At 42.8% G+C, this 22,343-nt stretch carries 18 protein-coding genes and 1 pseudogene; 9 read left to right on the top strand and 10 right to left on the bottom strand.

The genetic code is table 11. From position 1 onward, the window contains the following. Window positions 1-20: 20 nt before the first annotated feature. Window positions 21-83, top strand: a pseudogene (locus tag ATB74_RS24415) (regulator); the annotation flags it as partial. A 156-nt stretch (window positions 84-239) separates the two neighbouring features. Here ATB74_RS24415 and ATB74_RS09940 read toward each other — a convergent pair. Next, on the bottom strand, window positions 240-1,316 hold the full coding sequence (locus ATB74_RS09940) for a hypothetical protein (protein WP_061018324.1): 1,077 nt from the start codon (window positions 1,314-1,316) through the stop codon (window positions 240-242). Between the two features lie 13 nt (window positions 1,317-1,329). Next, the gene (locus ATB74_RS09935) at window positions 1,330-2,916 is read right to left on the bottom strand and encodes an AAA family ATPase (protein WP_061018322.1); all 1,587 of its coding nucleotides are present in this window, start codon (window positions 2,914-2,916) and stop codon (window positions 1,330-1,332) included. Between the two features lie 950 nt (window positions 2,917-3,866). On the opposite strand from ATB74_RS09935, the gene ATB74_RS09930 reads away from it, so the two are divergent. Both ATB74_RS09930 and ATB74_RS09925 read left to right on the top strand, forming a co-directional pair. After that, on the top strand, window positions 3,867-4,523 hold the full coding sequence (locus tag ATB74_RS09930) for a 2OG-Fe dioxygenase family protein (RefSeq protein WP_061018321.1): 657 nt from the start codon (window positions 3,867-3,869) through the stop codon (window positions 4,521-4,523). Further along, window positions 4,507-5,745, top strand: coding sequence for a cysteine desulfurase-like protein (locus ATB74_RS09925; protein ID WP_061018319.1), 1,239 nt, complete (start codon window positions 4,507-4,509; stop codon window positions 5,743-5,745). The genes ATB74_RS09930 and ATB74_RS09925 overlap by 17 nt, the downstream gene beginning before the upstream one ends. 107 nt (window positions 5,746-5,852) lie before the next feature. Here the strand turns inward: ATB74_RS09925 and ATB74_RS09920 are convergent, their stop codons facing one another. Beyond that, window positions 5,853-6,524, bottom strand: a complete 672-nt coding sequence (locus ATB74_RS09920; RefSeq protein WP_061018317.1) for a type 1 glutamine amidotransferase domain-containing protein — start codon at window positions 6,522-6,524, stop codon at window positions 5,853-5,855. Between the two features lie 217 nt (window positions 6,525-6,741). On the opposite strand from ATB74_RS09920, the gene ATB74_RS09915 reads away from it, so the two are divergent. Together ATB74_RS09915 and ATB74_RS09910 are read left to right on the top strand one after the other, a co-directional pair. Then, window positions 6,742-7,626, top strand: a complete 885-nt coding sequence (locus ATB74_RS09915; protein WP_061018314.1) for a LysR family transcriptional regulator — start codon at window positions 6,742-6,744, stop codon at window positions 7,624-7,626. A gap of 285 nt (window positions 7,627-7,911) precedes the next feature. Next, window positions 7,912-9,162, top strand: a complete 1,251-nt coding sequence (locus tag ATB74_RS09910) for a sensor domain-containing diguanylate cyclase (RefSeq protein WP_061018313.1) — start codon at window positions 7,912-7,914, stop codon at window positions 9,160-9,162. Window positions 9,163-9,272: 110 nt separating this feature from the next. On the opposite strand, the gene ATB74_RS09905 is transcribed toward ATB74_RS09910, so the two are convergent. Continuing rightward, complete coding sequence (locus ATB74_RS09905) at window positions 9,273-10,097, bottom strand: DUF2797 domain-containing protein (protein WP_061018311.1); 825 nt, start codon at window positions 10,095-10,097, stop codon at window positions 9,273-9,275. Between the two features lie 301 nt (window positions 10,098-10,398). Here ATB74_RS09905 and ATB74_RS09900 point away from each other — a divergent pair, with 301 nt between their 5' ends. Together ATB74_RS09900 and ATB74_RS09895 are read left to right on the top strand one after the other, a co-directional pair. Then, complete coding sequence (locus tag ATB74_RS09900; RefSeq protein WP_061018309.1) at window positions 10,399-11,694, top strand: GGDEF domain-containing protein; 1,296 nt, start codon at window positions 10,399-10,401, stop codon at window positions 11,692-11,694. A 123-nt stretch (window positions 11,695-11,817) separates the two neighbouring features. Then, on the top strand, window positions 11,818-12,168 hold the full coding sequence (locus ATB74_RS09895; protein ID WP_048659546.1) for a GlpM family protein: 351 nt from the start codon (window positions 11,818-11,820) through the stop codon (window positions 12,166-12,168). Window positions 12,169-12,420: 252 nt separating this feature from the next. Here ATB74_RS09895 and ATB74_RS09890 read toward each other — a convergent pair whose 3' ends face one another. From ATB74_RS09890 to ATB74_RS09880, 3 genes are all read right to left on the bottom strand, one after another. After that, window positions 12,421-13,791, bottom strand: a complete 1,371-nt coding sequence (locus tag ATB74_RS09890) for an SLC13 family permease (RefSeq protein ID WP_048607137.1) — start codon at window positions 13,789-13,791, stop codon at window positions 12,421-12,423. Window positions 13,792-13,988: 197 nt separating this feature from the next. Further along, window positions 13,989-14,789 carry a SanA/YdcF family protein gene (locus tag ATB74_RS09885; RefSeq protein WP_061018308.1) on the bottom strand — a complete coding sequence of 267 codons (801 nt, stop codon included), beginning with the start codon at window positions 14,787-14,789 and terminating at the stop codon, window positions 13,989-13,991. 172 nt (window positions 14,790-14,961) lie between these two features. After that, window positions 14,962-16,650, bottom strand: coding sequence for an NAD-dependent malic enzyme (locus ATB74_RS09880; RefSeq protein ID WP_060982468.1), 1,689 nt, complete (start codon window positions 16,648-16,650; stop codon window positions 14,962-14,964). Between the two features lie 183 nt (window positions 16,651-16,833). Here ATB74_RS09880 and ATB74_RS09875 point away from each other — a divergent pair, with 183 nt between their 5' ends. Together ATB74_RS09875 and ATB74_RS09870 are read left to right on the top strand one after the other, a co-directional pair. Continuing rightward, complete coding sequence (locus ATB74_RS09875) at window positions 16,834-19,218, top strand: helicase-related protein (protein ID WP_061018306.1); 2,385 nt, start codon at window positions 16,834-16,836, stop codon at window positions 19,216-19,218. Between the two features lie 203 nt (window positions 19,219-19,421). Beyond that, the gene (locus tag ATB74_RS09870) at window positions 19,422-19,799 is read left to right on the top strand and encodes a hypothetical protein (protein WP_019821854.1); all 378 of its coding nucleotides are present in this window, start codon (window positions 19,422-19,424) and stop codon (window positions 19,797-19,799) included. A 172-nt stretch (window positions 19,800-19,971) separates the two neighbouring features. On the opposite strand, the gene ATB74_RS09865 is transcribed toward ATB74_RS09870, so the two are convergent. The 3 genes from ATB74_RS09865 to ATB74_RS09855 form a co-directional block, all read right to left on the bottom strand. Beyond that, complete coding sequence (locus tag ATB74_RS09865; protein WP_061018304.1) at window positions 19,972-21,075, bottom strand: phosphoribosylaminoimidazolesuccinocarboxamide synthase; 1,104 nt, start codon at window positions 21,073-21,075, stop codon at window positions 19,972-19,974. A gap of 293 nt (window positions 21,076-21,368) precedes the next feature. Further along, window positions 21,369-21,776, bottom strand: a complete 408-nt coding sequence (locus ATB74_RS09860) for a SulA-like leucine-rich domain-containing protein (RefSeq protein WP_060982471.1) — start codon at window positions 21,774-21,776, stop codon at window positions 21,369-21,371. A 342-nt stretch (window positions 21,777-22,118) separates the two neighbouring features. Beyond that, on the bottom strand, window positions 22,119-22,307 hold the full coding sequence (locus tag ATB74_RS09855; protein WP_004733419.1) for a hypothetical protein: 189 nt from the start codon (window positions 22,305-22,307) through the stop codon (window positions 22,119-22,121). Window positions 22,308-22,343: the final 36 nt, after the last annotated feature.

Genomic DNA, 22,343 nt, shown 5'->3' with positions numbered 1-22,343 from the left:
TATTACATTTAGAGTGCTAAATGACCAAGGAAGAGGTCACAGAACTGTGTTTCAAAATAGTGAGAACCATCAGGAGTTGGTACTAGGGGAGGCCGATGTCTCCCGAATGTAAAAGGCTGATACGAATGGCCAAAGGTAGAGAGCGGCTTGGAATTTACTATAGTATTAGCTAAAATTATGAAATTAAAAAGCTCCGGAAGGAGCTTTTTAATTAGAGGTTTGTCAATCCTCTAATCAGGCTAGATATTCAGTGGTTTAGAGCACAAAAACCAATGACAAAACTGTTGACCAATATTATTCCAATGCTCTTCAACTACTGTAGGTTTGATACTTTCGAATGAAAAGTCAGGCAAATCTGTTATAGCATGAACTAACATTGATGATAATTTGTTAAATATAACGGAACGATCATTTTTTTCTCCTGAAGACAATTGTCTTTTGAATTCTAAAATTCCATCGCTACCCTCATAAATATCTTGCCAATAGTCTTTTATATTACCTTCATTTTGGTATACATCTTTATATTTGAACCCATTTTTCATGTCATAGTAAATATAAGCATTTGGATGTTCTTGTGCAGTGGACTGTAAAAATAACAAAGCCGGAGTTTGCTCTTCCCGTGCTTTGTCTATTAACAAGTCAATAGGCAAAAGATTCTCTACTTCATGCGCATCTAATTGAAAATAATTATCGGATAATTGATTGTTGACAAATACAGCAAGTGTATCTCTAGCTGTTTCTCCTATATTACAAGCTGGTGTTTTCTTATCACTATCACAAATAGAGAAGGTGGCTTTATTATCGTTTATTAAATGTTGGCACACAACCGGCGTTCTTGAACCACCACCATGTTTAGGTTCGTAAAAAACATGAAATGGTAAATATTCATCTTTATTTTTTATAGACCATTTACCTATAACAGAGTACACATAATCATCTACTATGTCCTCAAGAACTAAATGTGAATGGGATATTATCAGATTGGAGTTGATATAACCTTTAATATCAATATAATTACTTGGTATTTGTTCAAAGTCAGAGTAGTCAGAATGGAAATAAACAACACGAGCATCATTATATTCCGCAACTTGATTTATAAAAGTTGAATCTTGATTCAATCGGCTTACTATTCTCTCATTCAATATGTTTAGCTTTTTACTTTTTAAGATTAGAAGTGCGGTTTTCTTTTTTATCAAAACCAAAGCATGTCCAAGGCGCCTTAAACAACATAAATCGTTAATAAACGCAAGAGAATCCATCGAATCTCCTTCATCAATCATCGAAAAACCCACAGAGGTGTCAATGCCAATTTTCATTAGTGATTCCTCCTTAATATGCAAAGAAACCAGTTGGCCAATCTTTTAAAGCACCATCGGAATCAAACGATGAATATTTTATTTGAGTAAGCTTTTTCTTACGGTCCTGTTCAAACAGCATAACTTGTATTTCGTCTTCATTTAATTCTTCCAAAGCAACCAAGTCGCCAAATTTAGATATTAATGCCTCGCTATGAGTCTCAATAATTAATTTAATATCTATGTTATTTTTTTTACCTAGATCAATTGCATTGTTGAAAATTGGAGCAAGGTTTGCTTGCATCCTTGGATGTAAGTGTAACTCCGGTTGTTCGATTGCAAAGATATAAGGAGCACGGTTATTTGACTGTAATTCGTGATTGTTTTTTAATGTTTTCTCATAACCTGATGCAACAGACCATAGCTGAATGATTATGGGTAAAATCTGTGAGAATCCAAAACCCATATCAGTAACATTGTCAGAGATATTATCATCATCATATTTTATCTGTATATTGACATGACCAGTACTTCTTTTATCAAGGATAGTGAATCCATAGTGTGTATCTGTCCATTCATCTAGTTTATTTTTCCAACTCTTAGGTATGTTAGTTAGAAACATAGCGATATTATCACCTCTATGATCTAACTCATCTATACTAAGGTCTTGGTATCTATAATATCTTTCAGTCGAAGCTCGTAACGGAGCTATATATCTAACGTTGCGCATTGACTGAGTAAGTTGACTATTTATTTCATAGCTGTTACTTAAGAAGTAATGTAAGTCGATCAAGGAAGATAAATATAAAAAATCTGAACTTTTTTCATTCCAAGAAGAAGTTAATTTAGACCATTTTAAAGTCGAGCTAATTTCAGAGAAGAGGCTTAGTTTCTCTTTATCTGTACGGAGGATACCAATGAACTGCCTTGTCATTCTATTTGTTTTGTTATCACTACGACTGCCCGTATATTCCTTAATTAAATCAAATATAGTCCTCCTAAGTGTCGTTAGAGTGAAACTATTTTGATTGTTACCAGGATTTGATTTCTTTCTATCAGCATTAAAGTTATAGCTAAAATCTCTATTTAATATAACTGGGAAAATAATATTTGGATCTGACAATGTCATTCTAATATCGTCTTTGTTTAATTCCCAATTAACTCTTGGAGAATCAACCTTTAATAGATTCCCATCTTTATCCAAAGTGAATGTAAATGTATGATCGTCGAAACCTACCGCAAAGACATTTGTATAACATGACAGTTTATCTTTAGTCGGTAAAATATTTATACTTATAGCGAGAGATTTTGATTTGAAGTCCTTCCAATTGACACGAGATCTGTAATCAAAACTAAAATGAAGTGCTATAGACTTACCTTCACCGTTAATCTCATCATTTTGATGGATCGCGTTACTATATGAACCAAAGTCGACATATGTACCATTCCATAGAATTGGTCCACGAGTTCTTTTTTCAACGCTTTGCCTTAACAAAGGAAATGTTCTCAGGAAAGTACTTTTTCCGGAACTATTTGTACCAACAAGTACATTTATAGGTTTAATGTCGACAACCCCAGTATCATGCAGAGAACGAAGTCCAGTAATCAAAATCTTTTTCATGTCTATATATATCAATAGGTAACATAAATTCCATTATACTTCTCAATGTTATATGTGCAATCAGTTACTTTGGTTTAGTTGCATAGTTGAAAGTAAATCGAATTTACTGTCGTGATACATAATGAGGATTCACAGCGGACAGAATTAGAAGAGTGGATAGCCTTTGATAGGAAAAAGCCCATAAACAGGATGTGAATGAGTAAAAGGTCTATCCAAAAAAAGCATAAACGTGTTAGCGAAGAGCGCCTAATATTTGTGAACACCTACTGATGCTCTGGGCTGTCAAAAATACTAAGTAAATCCCTCTCGCAATATTCCACTTTAATCAATCCACATAAACCGCATCATCAATTCGAATTAGGTGCACATCGTTTAAAGCTGAGTGTTTTCGTGACTGAAAAGATCAGTGAAGTCTTAGCCTTTAAAGGAAGCAAATTAATTTGAGGGCGGCCGAGTTCCCCCCGAACTCGACCTGTTCCAGACGCGCAAGCAAAGGCGTTTGGTTTCTGGCGTACTGATAAATTAACCAATTTCAGTTTGTTGTGTAAATAATCAATAGCTTGCCAACTGATAGGTAGGTCGTATTTCGTTGTGCAAAAGCATAGAAATGAATGATGGCAAGTGTGATACCTGAACTCAGGCAAGGAGGTTGGCGTATCAAAGGGAAAGGGCTTACACAATATGAAACTTGGTTTGATAGTCAATAATATCGTTAAATTTATAGGTATTTATAACTAGCTAGTGGAGTGTGCTAGTTTTAAGAGTTGGTCATCTTTTATTCTGGTGTTATACACTGCTTTTTATTTCTCGGTTGGATTTAGTGTCTGAATTATTAAATCTGACGGGATAAATGATTGTTTAATGTTGATTTGGCAAGATCTTCAAGTATCCTTTATGTAAATAAAACGTTAAATATCGAAAGTTAATTAACAATCATTAAGGAGTCGATGATGTTACATGCTCACGAAAACACCCTACATATTACCCACCTCAGTAACCACGCAGTTAAGGAGTTGTCACCATCATTCTCTAAGCTACCAAGCACAGAGCATGCGGATGGTCAGTTTCGATTGAGAAGGTACTCAGTGGTTGAATTCAGTAATGGACAAGTCGTTGAGCTAGACAAACATAACTTTGTTCAGTCTGAAGACATTAATCACTTTCAAGGTGACGTTGTTCGCCAATTCGAGCCGATTGAAGCGAAGATTCTAAGCAGTGAAGGCATGCAAGAGATGTGTGAACTGTTTATTGAAACCAACGGGCTTGAAGACGGACAAGAAATCGAAATCCATCAAATCCGTATCGCTGCCATTTTTGAAGAGACACAAGTTGCGCCAGAAGGTGTTCATCAAGACGGTTTTGACCACATCGCGATTATTGGTGTTACTCGCCATAACATCGTTGGTGGTGAAGTGATGCTTTATCAAGATAGCCACGAAGCCCCATTCTTTAGAAAAGTGCTCGAAGATGGAGAAGTTGCAATGCTTGCTGACAGTAAGCTTTGGCACAATGCGCAACCGATTCGTACCATAGACCACGGCGAGATGGGCTACATGGATGTGTTTGTATTAACGGCTAAGGATGCGCGCAATGTCCTTCACTCTTAATGATGTGCGCCAGCAGTTTAGCGCGCTAGGCCAATACCATAACGGTAAGCCGGTGACCTTTTTTGATGGGCCGGGTGGCTCTCAGGTTCCTGAAAATGTTTTAGCATCCATGACGGAATATCTCGGGCACTTTAATTCAAACCTAGGCGGACACTATTTTTCTAGCCAAAAGACCACAAGCTTAATGCAGCAAGCGCGAGAAGCGGCGCAAGTACTGCTTAATGCGGAGTCTTCTGGCAACGTTGTGTTCGGCGCGAACATGACATCGCTGACCTTCCAATTGAGCCGAGCGATCAGCCGCGATTGGAAAGAAGGCGATGAAGTTATCGTCACTGCGTTAGATCATTACTCGAATGTGTCGAGCTGGCAGCAAGCGGCAGACGACAAAGGCGCGATTGTTCGCCAGGTTCGTGTCGACGAGTCAGATTGCAGTTTGGATATGGCGCATTTTGAGTCGCTGCTGAACGAGAAAACCAAACTTGTCGCGGTGACGTTTGCTTCGAACACGACAGGCTCTATTGTCGACATGGCAAAAGTTATTGAGCTTGCACATCAGCATGGCGCGCAGGTTTATGTCGATGCCGTGCATTACGCACCACATCACTTGATCGATGTTCAGCAACTGAATTGTGATTTCTTAGCGTGCTCAGCTTATAAGTTCTTCGGCCCGCATGTGGGCATTGCTTATGTTGCACCTCAATGGCTACACACGTTAAAACCTTACAAGGTAGAGCCTGCAACCAATATCGGCCCAGGTCGTTTTGAAACAGGTACGCAAAGTTTTGAAGGCCTTGCCGGTGTGATTGCAGCGGTCGATTACTTAGCGCAGTTCGGTGAACCAACCGATTCATTGCGTTCTCGTTTAGAGCAAAGCTACGCGCTGTACAATAAGCATGAAAGCCAACTGAGTGAGTACTTCCTTAAACGCTTGGCCGATCTTGAAGGGGCAAAGCTTTACGGGAAAACAGAGTTTGATTCGAACCTAAGAACGCCAACCTTTGCGGTTACCTTTGAAAACCATTCTCCAGAGTTCATCGCTAAGAAGCTGGGTGAGCATAATATCTGTGTGTGGAATGGACATTTCTATGCATTAGGTTTGGTGAAACAGTTGGGTATTGAAGAGCAGGGCGTGGTGCGTATTGGTTGTATGCATTACAACTCGATTGAAGAGATCGACTTGCTGTTTAATGTGCTTGAAGGAGTTTTGCGCAGTAGTAACTAACAATTTTGGCTATTACAGAATTAGAAAGAGCATACTTCTCTCATGAATATTGAGGTGGAAGTATGCTCTTTTTGTTTCATGAACTTATATCTTTTTAGTAAAGTCTACTAAGACAGCTGCTTAACCAGAGCGGCACCTACTGCGTGAGCACTGGTTGGGTTCTGACCGGTAATCACTCGCTCATCAACAATCACAAGCTCTTGCCAAGGTTGAACCTTGTTGAAACGCGCAGCGCTGCGAGCAAGAGACTCTTCCAGTAGAAACGGAATGTCGTTGATGGTGCCAAAGTCGATCTCTTCTTCACGTGTAAAGCCAGTCACCGATTTAGATCTTAGTAGCTTCTCGCCGTTGCTTAAAACAATCGGAAGCAGCGCCGCAGGGCCGTGACATACTGATGCAATCACACCACCATCTTCATAGTGCTTAGCCGCAATAGCAGCGAATTGCTCGTTAGTTGCTAGGTCTGAAAGCAAGCCGAATCCACCTGGGTAGAAGATAGCATCGTAGCTTTCTGCATTAATTTGGCTTACAGGAATCGTATTGTTGATACGGTTCTGGAAATCATCATCAGCCAAGATCTCCGCGTTTACTGAATCCCCTTCAATATCTGTCCCATACAGCGGACCTTTACCACCCTTGATAGAAGCGATGTCGTACTCAAAACCCGCAGCCAAGATCTCTTTCAGAGCATGAGTCAGTTCAGGCGCGTAAGTCCCGTTCGCTTGGTCTGTATCGCCTAGTGTTGCGTGGTTAGTTACAGGTATTAGTATTTTTTTCATGATTCTTCCCTTTGAGCACGTTTGTTTAGTTTCAGCGTCGTTGTTTAGACATCCGCGTTTTTAAGACAGACATCAGTTTTTTAATAGAGATGCCGCTGTTTCGTTACCTGTAATACTAGTAGTAAACCATTTGAGTGATAATATGCCGAATAGACAAAACATTATTGCTATATAGCAACAGTAGAATGTGAATTCGTTAGACGTAAACAGGTGAAGTATGGACAGCTTTGAAGGGATTAATGAGTTTGTTGCGGTAGCCGAGTGTCACGGCTTTTCTGCAGCAGCAAAACAACTGGGTTGCAGTACCAGCCATGTCAGTCGCCAAGTTTCAAGGTTAGAAGAGAGAGTGGGTGTGGCGTTGCTTGCACGCTCTACACGAATGGTAAGCCTAACTGAATCGGGTCACACCTATTATCAACAGTGCAAAGACTTAGTAATAGGGCTTCAGCAAGCGAATGAACAAGTGACTTCTCAACAAACTCAGCTTAGCGGTACTTTGCGTGTGAGTGCCGCAGGTGCGTTTGCCGAGAATCATGTCGCGGCGGCGTTGATGGAGTTTGCCAAAGATCATCCTGAGCTCACCATCGAAATGAACTTCAATACTAAGATGGTTAACTTCATCGAAGATGGTATCGACTTCGCCATTCGTTACGGCCGATTGGACGATTCAGGTTTGGTGGCAAGAAAGCTCGTCGATCGCCCAATGGCGGCCGCAGCCAGCAAAGACTATATCGAGCAATTTGGTACGCCCACTCATCCTGAACAGTTAAAAATGCACAGCTGCATTATCGCAAACAGTGATCAGTGGCTATTTGAGAAAGAGGGCAAATCGCTAAATGCAGTGCGAGTGCACGGGCGATGGCGCAGTAACAATTCGAGTGCAGTACTGAAAGCATGTGAAGAGGGGCTTGGTGTTGTCTACCTTCCCAAAAGCAGTTTCAATGGCGGTCTGACTAATGGAAAGCTTGTCCCGGTACTTGAAGAATATTGGGGAGCAGGAACCAGCAGTTGGGTCGTATATCAAAACCGCCGTTTTTTACCTCAGAGAGCACGGTTAGCGATCGATTTCTTGGTTGCTTATTTTTCTGATTGGAATGAATAACTGATAAGGTTTCAGCTAACCACTTTAAAACCAAAAGCAGAAAAGGTAATGCTTACATAGATATACGTTATCTTTTTTTGTTTTTTGACGCGAGTAATAGGATTGAGATGCTTGTCTACTTTTGATAACTGGTGTTAGCGATTGAATTGTAGAGAAGCCCGCAACAGTACGATATACTAGATACCATATTAATGTCCCTAACGCATGAAAGATTCTGTGGAAGCGTTGGCAGGATGTGTTGTTATGCTCCAGTTTATGAAGTATAGCTAGAGTGCGGAGTTGGCAATGTCTTCAATAAATTTCGAATCCACGTACGGTGTAATAACTATTCAAGATATGAATGTAGTTAGTGTTGACGCTAACTATGCTCGCATATATGGATACCAATCACCCGAAGAACTACTTTCTAATATCGATAGCTTTCTAGATTTAATCTCAGAAGATTACCATGTTCTAGCCTATCAAAATTACCTTGAAACGGTCAGTGGTCAACGAGACCCTCAGGTTCATACCTATACCAATGTTGATCGTAATGGCAGAGAGTTCACCGTGTTTTCTATCGACCATGTGACGGAGTGGCAGGGAAGACCTGCATTGCAAGTCACGGTTATCGATCTTTCCCCTGCGATTCAGCTGCAAAATGCGGTGCGTGAGCAAGATAAGATGTATCACGACATGATCATGCAATCAGGGCAGGGAATCTTGGTTCACCGAGATTTTAAACCTTTGATGGTCAATCAATCGTGGGTCAAATTACAAGGTGGATCGTCCATAGAGCAAGTATTAGCGCTGGATTCGATCCTTGAGTTGGTACCCAAGCAGAACACCGATGGCATCAATAAGCACTATCATGCGCTTATGTCTGGTGAGTTGTCTGGAACGAGCACTGTGGTCGAAAACATTGGGTTTGACGGTGTGCATCGATTTTTCAATATTTACGACAATGCGATTACGTGGAAAGGTCAGCCTGCGGTTCAGGTTGTGCTCGAAGATGTGACGCAAAAGGTGATGTTGGAAAAGCAGTTGGTTCACCAAGCTAATTACGATGAAATGACGGATTTGCTCAATCGTAGGGCCATTTATGAATGGATAAGAGAACATATTATCTCTGAAAATTACCTTGTGTGTATGTTGTTGGATATCGATGATTTTAAGTCGATTAATGACACTTACGGTCATATGGTCGGTGATGAGGTCATTTGTGCTTTGGCTAATATTACTAAGCGCAATGCTGAGAAAGTCGGTGGAGTCGCAGGGCGTTGGGGTGGTGAAGAGTTCATTATCTTTATCCCAAATGCGTCTCTTGAAACAGCACACGAGGTGTCAGAAGAGATTCGCCAACAGTTCCATCACGTTGAGTTCAAAATTGATGAACAGGTTCGATTTAATTCGAGTGTTAGTATCGGAATCAGTGATAGCCTAGCCTGTGAAGATGGTGTCACTATTGATGCACTCGTGAATTTAACCGATCAATCTCTTTATCGCGCGAAAGCCAACGGCAAGAACTGTGTCGACGGAGATGTGGTCGCGCTCTAGTATTTGTACGTTGCTTTATTAAAGCTGATCGTCTCATCTGAAATGAAAAATGCCCTGAAGCAGAAGCCTCAGGGCATTTTTGTATCTCACTTGTGATGGTGCTCTGCTGATTAAGCAGAAACCTCAACTTCGTAAGAACCGAATTTACGGATGTTAATCACACCAGTATCTAGGATAAGGTATTGGCCTTTAATGCCTTGAAGTACACCGGTCACCTCAGGGTTCTTATCAAAGTTGTGCGACACAATCTTCACTGGGTGTTGTTCAACGGGGTAGCTCAGTGAAGTGATGTTCTCACTTAGAACTTCGATCGCATCGTCACCAAATTTTGCTCTGATCTCTTGGATTTTATCCTCAACCAGTGGTAGCAGCTCTTTTGCTTTCTCTACCAATTCCATATCGTCGCCGTCGCCTTTTAGCAGCGTGCGCCAGTTGGTTTTATCGGCGATGTGTTTTGCCAATTCAACTTCGATAAGGCCAGAAATCTGACGCGTTTTTACCTTCAAGATAGGTAGGCCTTGAGTCGCGCCTTGATCAATCCAACGGGTAGGGATCTGTGTATGACGAGTGATACCTACTTTTAGGCTTGATGTATTTGATAGGTAAACGAAGTGATCAACCATGCAGTTCTCTTCACCCCATTGAGGCTCACGACATGTGCCTTCATCGTAGTGGCAAGTCTCTGGCTTCATGATGCACATATCGCAGCTAGCTAGCTTTTTCATGCACACAAAGCAGTGGCCTTGAGAGTAGCTCTTCTTGGTTTTCTTACCACAAGAGCAGCAAAAAATATTGCCAGTGTGAGTTAGGTTGATGGTTTTACCAATCAGAGGGTTTAGTTCTACAAACTCTTCGCCTACAGGCAAACGGTAAGTTACCGCGCCATCAAGGGAAGCACTCATCTTCTTGAGTGTTCCTTTCGCTAATAAAGACATGACATTACTCGTTGTATTTTGATTATTATTTCGTCGACTCGAATGCTCTGTAAGCAGCCTGTTCGGTTAACGATGATTATGCGATGAGTATAACAAATGGAGTCTATTTTTATACGCAATAATACTTGATTCTCGATGTAAATAATTAGCATGAAATGTAAGCGAAAAATATAGTATGACATTTTGTTCAGGCGTGATATAACGTTTTTTAACGGATTATTGGTATTAGTATCACTAATTCGCGTAACTTATTTTATATCGTGAAATCCCAACTCTAGGGATATAAGCCGGAAGCTTAGACGTGAAGTGGATCCATAAGATTGTTATCTTTCTAGTTATCGCAACACTTGCCATTGTGCAGTATTACCGTGTGAGCGGAAATCGCGTGATAACGGCAATTACGCCAGATAAATATGAGTTTATCGCGACCAGCGATCAAGTTGACAGGGGGACGAGTACCTCTCAATTATCCTATGCAAATGGGTTATATGTTCTCGATTGTGAGTTGAAGGCCTCGGAGTATCCTTGGCCTTACTGCGGCTTATCGATTCGTATCGATCCAGATATAACCACAGGTCTTGACCTTTCCCAGTATCACACTTTTAGAGTGAACATCGATTACCATGCGGAGGCCGATTCTAGCGGTCGTTTAAGAACTTATCTACGTAATTATAATCCTGCTTATTCGGTTCCTGATGATGAGTACACACATAAGTACAACGGGATGGAGTTTTCTCCAGGCGTTGATGGTGGTGTGATTGAGATTCCGATCAAAAACCTGCAAGTAATGACATGGTGGTTAGCTGATAACGACATTGCGCTAGAGCACTCAGCGCCTGAGTATTCGAATGTGAATATGGTCGAGTTTGCGACCGCATCTGGTGCGAAGCTTGGCCATCATAGAATCGTTATCCGTAGCATCGAGTTTGAAGGCTCTTACATCACAGGCGAGAGCTTGTTCCTTATTTTACTGTTTGTTTGGGTCGGAACCGGCACGGTGTTCTTGCTTTCTGAATTAAACAGTTCAAGAAAGCGTATGCTGATTGCCGAAAAAAGACACCATCACCTTAAGAACGTAAACCGAGCACTGAGAGAGCAAAACTTTGAATTCTCTGAAATGGCACACCGTGATGAGTTGACCGGAATACTAAACCGACACGCGATTCGTGATTGGCTAAAAATGCAGTCTCAGCAGGTTAAGCAGGGGCATGGAAAGCTAAGTATGTTGTATCTCGATATTGACTACTTCAAGAGCGTGAATGACAAATACGGACACCAAATGGGTGACCATATTTTACGCGAGTTCAGCATGGTGGTCGGCAGTTCGATCAGCGCTACCGACAAGTTGGTGAGGTGGGGTGGTGAAGAGTTTATTGTTTTTTGCCCGGAGACTGATCTTGGCGAAGCACAAAGAAAGGCTGAGAAAATCCGACTCTTAGTGAGCCAGCACCTTTGGGTGCATGGCGATCCACTGACATGCAGTATTGGTGTTGCTGAGATGAAACAAGAGCGAGTGACAGAGACCATTGCTCGCGCTGATGAAGCTTTATATCAAGCGAAGCATTCAGGTCGAAATCAGGTGATCTTGAGTCACTAATCTGAAAATTGTTTTGATTAGTTTATAAGCCACGCGTGCATATGTGACGTGTGGCGTTTTTATGGCTGCTAGATGAGTTTACCCTCTAGAGTCTTTGTTAGTTTGTTTGGAAAATGTACAAAAATGATTTCCCTGTTCTTTAAATGCTTGCTGGGTGCAGCGGCGGTTTTGTTGATTGCGCTATTGTCGAAGAGTAAGAGCTTCTACATCTCTGGTTTAGTGCCGTTGTTTCCGACCTTTGCTCTGATTGCTCACTACATTGTCGGCACGGAACAAACCATGGTGGAGTTACGTACCACAGCGCTGTTTGGTCTGTTTTCGCTTGTCCCGTACGCCGCTTATCTTGGCGCAGTGTATGTGTTCAGTTATCGATACAATTTGGTGTCGACACTCTCGTTAGCGACTGTAGTATGGGTATTGTGTGCATCTATGTTGCTGTTGGGTTGGACGCGTTTGGTGCCAAGTGTGGCGTGAGAACCAGGTCTTAGAGCGGTAATGATAGGTTGATGGCGAGCTGATACAAAAAAGGTGGCGAAGAGCCACCAAAAGGGAAAAGCGTTTTATTGTTTTTTTGGATGCCCGTTCAGTGGTTGCTTCATACTAAGTGATAGCTTCAAACTGAGCGGGCATTTTTGTACTGGTTGAGTCGGGGGAAGCTCAATCAGTTTAGGGGAGCATTCCCTAAAAGTACTTGTCTATAAACATAAGTCTATTGGACGCTAGTGCTTACCAGAAAATCCAAGCGAACAGTGTCAGAACTAATATACAAACTAGGTTCAACACCATACCGATTCGCATCATCTCTTTCTGCTTGATGTGACCTGAGCCAAACACGATTGCGTTAGGTGGTGTGGCTACTGGTAGCATGAAGGCACAAGATGCGGCAACCGCAATCAGTGCAGACAAGATAACCGGCGACATACCCAGCGCTTCAGCAATGGTCGCGAATACAGGAACAAGCAATGCGGCACTTGCTGTGTTACTCGCAAATTCCGTTAGGAATACCACGAACGCTACCACGGCTAGAATCGTAAGAAGTACGCCAGCTGTTTCTAAAAATCCGCTTAGTGAATGTGCTAGGAATACGCTGGTTCCTGTTGCTTTCAGAATGTTACTTAAACAGATACCGCCACCGAACAGGATAAGAACACCCCAGTCGGTTGTCTTCTCAACATCTTTCCATTCCACCGCTCTAGAAGCGCCAAGCAGTACAATTGCGCCAATCGCGACCAAGCTATCAAACTTAGAGAATCCGCCAATCATTGCGTTGATTGGTTTACCGAATATCCAAAGCGTTACCGTTAAAAGGAAGATAGACAGTGTGATTTTCTTGCTGTTTGTCCACTCAACTGGGGCATGGTCTAGCTCGAATTTATGGTCAAGCTTTGGCTTAGTCATCACGTAAAGAATAATCATCGCGATTGGCAGTAAGATCATTGAGATAGGTAAGCCAAGCGCCATCCACTCTGTGAAGCTCAAGCCAACTTCTGCCGCTGCAATTGCGTTTGGTGGGCTACCAACCAAGGTTGCGATACCACCGATTGATGCACAGTAAGCGATACCCAATAGCACGAACACGTAGGTGTTGCGGTCTTCACTTTGGTCGACTTTGTTCATGATGCCAAGAACAAGAGGAAGCATCATTGCAGTGGTGGCTGTGTTTGAGATCCACATTGATAGACCGGCACTCACACCGAACAACATGAACACAGCGACCGACATTCTGCCTTTTGCAATCAGCAGTACTTTGTCAGCAATCGCTTTATCTAGCTCTTGTTTGTTCAGTGCGGCTGCTAATGCGAAGCCACCCATGAACAAGAAGATGATCGGGTTTGAAAAGTTAGCCAGCGCTGCGGGCGTGTTGAATACACCAAACAAGACAGCCAATAGGGGAACGAGCAAAGCGGTGATGCTGACGTGAATAGCTTCTGTTAACCATAGAATGGCAACGAACACGAGAATACTTAAACCTGTATTCACTTGCGCTTCGAATGGCAGGGTATTGAGCAAAACTGCAAATAGCGTGAAATTACCAATTAATATCATGCTGTTGCGGGTAAACAACCAGTGTTTCAGTGTAGTAACAAGTGCCGTCATAAGACGCTCCTTTTGTTTATCCTCGTTTTATTGGTGCACGACTTCATTGAGTCGTGCTTATTATTTTCGAGGTATATAGCTTGATGTAGGGTCAGACTTTGTTGGAAGAATGTTACTCAAGTTAATAAAGGAGTGTTGGTGTGTTTTTGCTTAACAATGGGGAAGTGTGAGGCAACAAATTCAAAATGTGTAGTTTTCTACACATCGGTCTCTTCAGGGGCTGCAATCGGGCTTGTTGTAGGGTCGACAACAGGGTTTACAGTGGGGTCAGTAATAGGGTTTGGAATCGGAAATGATTCCGGTTTTGGACTCGGTTGAATAGGCTCTTTAGGGCCAAGAAACTTCGGTGTTGTCCCCATAATATACAGATCAAGGAATGCTTTGGTACGCGCAAACACTTCACGTAAACGTATCGTGGTTCCGGAATGGTGGGTTGGTCCTGAAACGGCTAAACACTGCGCGTGAATATCGTAAGAATTGGCGATAAACAGTGCTCTTTCACAGTGGAATTTTTGAGTGATGATCAGGAAGTTATCGGTGTCGAATATCTTTTTGGCGCGAACAATCGAGTCTAAGGTTCTGAACCCCGCGTAATCTAGATTGATGCGTTCATCGGGGACGCCAGCTTTCAACAAGTCGCGCTTCATCGTCCACGGCTCATTGTAAGAGCGATGAGCGTTATCGCCACTCAGTAGAAATTGGTCCACTTTTTCACGATCGAACAGCTCAATCGCAGCTTCGATTCGGTGCTTATAATAATCGTTGAGTGTTCGACCCAAATATTTGCTCGTGCCAAGTACAACGGCAACCTCAAGCTCGGGCACTTCATCTATATCGTAGATGATGCGATCTTCCGCTTGCCATGAAACCCAATAATCGATCGCAATAACCGCAGCGCTGCCTACTAAGAACACGAGGAAAGCGCTAAACAGAAAACCTTGCAGTTTTTTGTAAGCTTTATTTAAGTAGCTACGGATAATGTGAGAATCAAATTTCACTCTCGGTATGGTCCTTTGACTGAGCATTAATTTTTGAGTGCTCGATAATACCAAATAAAAATGAGAAAAATCAGTTAAAAAGACAAGACAGTGTAAAGAAAAAAGCCCCTGCAATGGCAGAGGCTCTTAGAAGAGGAATTAACGCTCTTTATTCAAAGTACAGCACGCTTTATTAGAATGCAGTACGCTTGTAGCGACGGTAAACCGGCTGCCAGAAGTGCTGGTCAATCGCTTGTTGTAATGCTTCTTCAGTGATCTCTAGAGCAACACCTTGCTCAATCGCTTTCTTACCAACAGCAAAAGCAATCTTCTTAGATACGGTGTGGATCTCTTCTAGTGGTGGAAGTAGAGCGCCCGAACCATTGATAGCAAGTGGAGAACACGTAGCAAGTGCACGGCTTGATTCCATTAGCATTTCGTCAGTGATACGTGAAGCATTCACAGCCAATACACCAAGGCCAATACCTGGGAAGATGTAGCTGTTGTTACACTGAGCAATTGGGTAAGTCGTGCCGTTGTGAACTACTGGCTCAAATGGGCTACCTGTCGCAACAAGTGCTTGGCCATCAGTCCAACGAATAATGTCGTTTGGTGTCGCTTCAACACGGCTTGTTGGGTTAGACAGTGGGAACACGATAGGGCGTTCACAGTGCAGGTTCATCTCTTTGATGACTTCTTTGCTGAATAGACCCGGAGCACCAGATACACCAACCAATACTGTCGGTTTAGCGTGGCGAACAACGTCTAGTAGAGAGAAACCAGTGCCGTCGCTTTCCCAGTCTTTGGTGTTTTCGTTGGTTTGAACCAGACGCTGTTGGAAATCAAGCAGGTTTTGCATGCCTTCCTGTAGCAGACCCCAACGGTCAACCATGTAAACTTGAGAGCGAGCTTGTGCATCGCTGATACCTTCAGACACCATTTGAGCAATGATAGCTTCAGCAATACCACAACCTGCAGAACCGGCACCTAAGAAGGTGATACGCTGATCTGACAGTTTGCTGTTTGCCGCTTTACATGCTGCAAGTAGAGAGCCAACCGTTACGGCAGCTGTGCCTTGGATGTCATCGTTGAAACAACAGATGCGATCTTTGTAACGCTCAAGCAGTGGCATTGCGTTCTTTTGTGCGAAATCTTCGAACTGAACTAATGCATCAGGCCAGCGGCGTTGAACCGCTTGGATGAACTCTTCAACGAATGCATCGTAGTCAGCACCTGTGATACGAGGGTGACGCCAACCCATGTACATTGGATCAGCAAGACGTTGGGGGTTGTTAGTACCCACATCGAGCACGATTGGTAGCATGTAAGCTGGGCTGATGCCGCCACAAGCTGTGTAAAGTGCTAGCTTACCAATTGGAATACCCATACCACCGATGCCTTGGTCTCCCAAACCAAGAATACGCTCACCATCCGTAACCACGATAACTTTAACGTTGTGGTTTGTCGCATTATTCAGTAGATCATCGATACGATCGCGGTTCGGGTATGAGATAAACAGACCACGGCCACGACGGTAAATATTTGAGAAGTTCTCACATGCTGCGCCAACCGTTGGCGTGTAAATGATAGGCATCATTTCAGAGATGTGATTTTGAACTAAACGATAAAAAAGCGTTTCATTAGTGTCTTGGATGTTACGAAGGTAGATATGCTTATCCATATCACTTTCGAAGTTACAATATTGCTTGTATGCACGGCCTACTTGCTCTTGGATTGTTTCGGTTGTTTCCGGTAATAAACCTTCAAGGTTGAAAGAACTGCGCTCTTCAGCAGAGAATGCGCTGCCTTTGTTTAGAAGAGGGGTACTTAGTAGAGCAGGACCAGCATAAGGGATATATAGAGGGCGTTTATCGTTGTTCATTGGATGCCTAATATGGGAGAAAGGGTAACTGAAAAATGATAACGGTTTAGTTATTCAATTGTAAATAGTTTCTCCGCGATCTGAGCAAACAAAATGATATTCTTACCCATGTCCCACACTTATCGAATTTCAACACGATAATTCGTTATACTTTGCTCACACTTTTTCGCGACTCGCCATTTTATGTCATTACTTCCCATCGATGCTTATCAAAACGTATTCCACGAACAAATCGTTAATTCTCACCTTGTCGTGGAGGCTGAAACCGGATCTGGTAAATCAACGCGCCTGCCGCTTTGGGCTTCTCAACATGGGCGAGTGCTGGTAGTGGAGCCAAGACGCATCGCGTGTACATCACTGGCTAAATATCTCGCGCAGCAATCGGGCGAGAAGCTTGGGAGCAAAGTGGGCTATGCGATTAAGCTTGAATCAGAATACAACGAGCAAACTGATGTTGTTTTTGTGACACCCGGTATCGCGCTGCGTTGGCTATCAGAAGATGGATTAGCTAGTTTTGATGTGATCGTGGTGGATGAGTTTCACGAGAGACGCTGGGACATCGACTTGCTGGTGGCGATTCTGAAACAAAAAGCGAGTCATCGCTTGGTGATCACATCAGCAACCATTGAGGGTGAACGCCTTGCTCAGTATTTGGATGCGAATCGAATCAGTTGTGAAGGCCGAACTTATCAAGTTGAGATTGAACACCGAGCGAATGAATCCAGAACCCTGCCTGATATTCGACATCTAGAACAGCGCATCGCGGACGAAGTGAATCATCAACTGATTGCGTCTTCCGGCGATATGTTGGTTTTTCTGCCGGGTAAAAAAGAGATCGTGCAATGCGAACAAGCCTTAGCGAAAAATCCAGATATCCAAGTCGTTAAATTGCATGCGTCGGTCAGTGATAAAGAGCGAGATTTAGCGTTATCGGGTCGTAATACCGATATCAATGCTAACGGTAATGCCTTGAGAAAGGTCATCCTTGCGACTAACGTTGCAGAAACCTCATTAACCATTCCTGACATCGGTGTGGTGATAGATTCAGGATTAGAGAGACGCACCGTTCAGCGTAATGGCAGAACCACTTTGATGCTTAAATCCATATCACGAGCGAGTGCCAAACAACGAGCTGGCCGCGCGGGTAGGGTCATGGACGGCGTTTGTGTGCGTCTATATGGTGAGCATGCGGCGTTAGAGTTAGTCACACCGCCTGAATTGCAGCGTGAAGAGCTGACCGAACCTATGTTGGCCGCAGCATGTTGTGGATCTCCGCTTGAGAGTTTGTCTTTCCTCGATCCTATTCCTGATAAGTCGCTAAATAGCGCAACTCATTCCTTGCTGACGATGGAAGCGATTAACGCCAACCATCAAGTTACCGAGCATGGCAAAAAGCTGTATCCGTTGCCGATTGATGCCTTGTATGCCGATATCGTTACTCGAATCAAAACCAAAGCACTGAAAGAGGCGATGGTCGATCTCACAGCGGCGTTGTCCGTTCCTGCTCGCTTATATCAGTTACCGAATAATGCAGAACATCTAGAAGCGCTCGCGCAACAGGAGAAGGAAGGGTGTGATTTAAGCCTGTTGATTCAGATTGTGCGTGGTCGCGAATATCCGCATCTAGAAATAGATCAACAAGCACTGAATGAAGCGCAAGGATTGGCGAAGCAAATGCGTGAGGTGTTTGAACTTCCTCAGTTAGGAGTCGCGTCACGTTTCCAACGCATTGAACTGCTCAAGACTATTGTAAATCTGCATCCTGAATTGGTGTTTGTGCGCCGACTGAAAAGGAAAGAAGCGTTTGCTAATGGAGCGTTAGAGGTAGTACTTGGTCGTCAGAACCGTTTCCCAGACAATGCACAAGCGATGTTGGTGCTTGATACCCACAGCTTGCCGGGAAGAGGTGTTAAGCAGACACTGACCTTAGCGACGGTCACGGCCCCTATTCCTCTTGAGCTTATAGTAGATGCTCGGCTAGGAGAGTGGGAGCAAGGTGAAACAGTAGTAAATGACGATGGCGTATTTACCGAGATGGCGTTGGTGTACGCAGGCCGTACGATTACAACCAAGCTTGTCGCGGCTGAAGGGCAATTATCGTTAAAACCTATCGTCGACCTCGTGTTAAATGGAGACCAGCTTCCCGGTTTTGCAAAGGCTCGCACTCAAGAGATCAAACACTGGCAGCTGTATGTGAAACTCGGTCTCGACGAGCAAACACAATACACACCAGAAATTGAGAACATTAACTTTGAGCTATGGTTTATAGAGCAGCTTGAAGTGTTAGGGGTTACTGATGTCAGTGAGTTGGAAATGTTTGACCACGCAGACATACCGTTCGATGGCATTCCAACTTGGCTCTATTCAGAATTTTCGGAAAAATATCCGTTTGCATTGAGCCTTGCCGACTTGCAACTCGATGTAGAATACTTGCCCGCGAGAAAGCTGATTTACGTTCACTATCAATCGGGTAGTCGAAAGTTATCGCCAAAACGTTGGGAGCTGCCGACATGGTCAGGCTGGCGTATTCAGTACAAAAAAGCGAGCCGAATAATTGATATCAAATAGATGGATAAGTTTTATCTCTAAAATATTAATCAAATAGGTGCATATATGATTTTTCAGTGCTTATTTTGTTACAAGTTTGATTTTTATATGCCTTTTTAACCAATCAAAAGGTCATAAAAGACTATTCTTCTATATCCTATTGCTATAAAGAAAGAGTTGATAGATATTGAGTATATTGTGTTGCCAAAGTGTCGGGGGACATCATGGATAAACAGGAAGAGACGCGTGTAGAGTTCGATTACACAACATTTCTTGGCGCCTCATGCAGTAAAAAATGGACTTTTCTGGAAGCACTCACCACAATTGCGCCAGTGTTCAGTACCGTCTGGCGAGATAGCATTAAAGAGCTAGCAAGCCCTGAAGATCGTTTATGGCAGATGGCATTGAAATCAATGTCGACGCGTAAAAGTGATGAGTCGAACATTGTGACCTTACTCAAGCTCGCGAAGCTAGAAGGAATCAATGAGCTCAAAGTAGTGATGCCATATTCTCTTGAAGAAGAGCAGATCGAGTATATTGAATCGCGCAGTCATTTAGTGATTGCGGGTAATTCTGGAGAAGAGTTCACGATTAGGCTGTAACTTCAGTTCGCCGATAACCTCTCTCAGGAATAGTAAAACGTACACGTAAAAAGGGCCTCAGTATTGAGGCCCTTTTAGTATCTAAAATTTGTGTTTACGAGCTTATTAGCTTTCTAGCTTTTTATGTTGAGATTAAGCAGTTAAGCAGTTAAGCAGTTAAGCAGTTAAGCAATTAGTCGATTAGACCATAGTCAGCGCGCAGCACATCGATGATCTCTTGCTTAGGATTCTCGCTCAGTACGATCTCCGCACCTGTGATTTTCGCTGCGATATCAAGGTAAGTACGAGACAGAGACATTAGCGAATCAAGAGGCAGTTCGTTGTCACGAGCTAGTGCTTCACGTTCTGGCATACGTTCTTTGTTCAAAAGAATGTCAGCATCAGGGAAGTAGTTAAGCAAGAATTGACGGAAGCCTTCTTTTGAATTCTCAACGATGTTGCCGTTGTTGTATTCCTGAGTATCCCAAATGCGAGATGAATCTGGAGTACCAACTTCGTCCATGTAGATAAGCTTTTCTTTGCCTTGAGCATCGTTGACGTAGCCAAACTCAAATTTGGTATCAACAAAGGTTTGGTCTACTTTTGCTAGCGCTTGGCTGATTACGTTGAAGCCTTCTTTAAGAAGTTTCTCGTAATGCGCGATGTCACTTGCTTGAGTAAAGTTGAAGGCTGCGAAGTTGTCTTCGATGTTGCTACGTGTGATGTTCACATCATCAGCTTCTGGAACGCCAGGAATACCTTTCAAAATCCCTTTTGTTGAAGGAGTGATCAGTAGCTCAGGCAACTTCTTGTCTTTCTCAAGGCCTTCAGGCATCTCGATACCACAGAACTCACGTTCGCCGTTTGCGTATGCGCGCCACATAGAACCTGTGATGTATTGACGACAAATCGCTTCAATCATCACTGGGCGAGCTTTTTGTACAATCCATACGAACGGGTGAGGGATATCAAGAATATGACTGTCAGCAAGTCCGTTGTCTTTAAACAATTTGAACCAGTGGTTAGAGATAGCATTTAGAGCTGCTCCCTTACCTGGAACACCTTTCAGATTCCCTTCACCACGCCAGATACAATCAAATGCAGAGATACGGTCACTGATCACCATGATTGCTAAAGGTGCATCTGGTGCTACATCGTAGCCTTTCTCTTTAATTAGTCGTTGGCTATCTTCTTCAGTTAACCAGTAAACCGAACGAACCTTGCCACTGTGGACAGGTTTATCAGTGCGGATTGGGAGGTCATCATTTACGGCAAGAACTTGATCAGCGAGGCTCATTTAGACATTCCTATCTTTTATCAAACGTCATACAGAGAAGTGCAATGTGCACATGATTAGACGGGCATTATACCCAATCTAACGTTCGCTTCCAGAGAAAAAGCAAACGTTTGCTAAATCTGCTAATCAAATAAAAACCCCCTGCCTAACGATCCACCAAATTAAAGGCGAATCGTAGGGCAGGGGAAGGCAGTATATTTGGACTGTGTTTTTGAGCTATGTTTGTTAGCTTAAAGGCTGAGCTATGATTGTGAGCTATGTTTTTGAGCCAAAATGTTATTAAGCAAGGTGGTTTAGTGAATACGCTCTGAATTCGCATCCATAAAGAAGACTTCACACTGAAAGCGCGATCCTAGTGTTCTTAGGTACTGTTGGCTGAACTGATCAATCGATGCACTTGCAACAATCGCACTCGCATTCTTAGAGCGGATTGCTTTCTCGACGGTCTCTACTTCAGTCATTTGATGAGAGGCTTTCATATGAATAACGCGGTCGCAGCAAACATTATGTTGCTTAAGCTGCTTAGCCGATGGTCTTGGTGTTTGAGCCGTAAACAGTAACCACTGATGTTGATTGGACAGCAACGCCATTCTTGCAAACAACGCTTCCTCGTTTGAATTTGTGCTTTTACGAGAAACTGATGTAAATGCGCAGTGAACTAGCGGGCTAGAGTGTTGTGCTTTAACGTGTGCTTGAATCATTTTGCTGTCCTTATATACATGCTGTATGTGTATACAGTAGTTTTAGTTGCTTATAAGATCAAGCGTTTTTTGCGGGATTATTGGACGATTCCGTGTGAGGTTATGAATGAAATACAATTAAGTCATTGAAATTATGTGATAAATTAAATTTGAATGAATTTGCTGTTTTGTCTTATAAGTTGAAAAAAATGTGAGCTTTATACAGGTGTATACAGTAGTTTTGACAGAAAAGTACTGTATACACCTGTATAGAGATAGAGATAGAGATAGAGATAGAGAAGATCTAAAACCACAGGCACAAAAAAAGCGCCTTAGGCGCTTTCCTATATTTCACGGTGTTGCTTATCTCAATGTCGCTTGGGAGAGTTTTGCTCTCATTTCCATTTCACCAATATTGAACTGGCGAACATCAATGGTTGCAATATCATTGCACTCTTTACATGCATGATGACACTTACCATCTAGGTAGTCGTGCTTTTTAACTAGGCTTGGCTTTTTGCACCAATCACAAACGCCTTCTATTGTGAACATATTCTCTCCTCACCTGTTTAAGTCAGGTGTATTTTC

Source organism: Vibrio splendidus (assembly GCF_001557875.1).
Lineage (GTDB): Bacteria > Pseudomonadota > Gammaproteobacteria > Enterobacterales > Vibrionaceae > Vibrio > Vibrio splendidus_F.
Note: the sequence above shows the minus strand (reverse complement) of the source record. Positions and strands in the feature narration are given on the sequence as shown.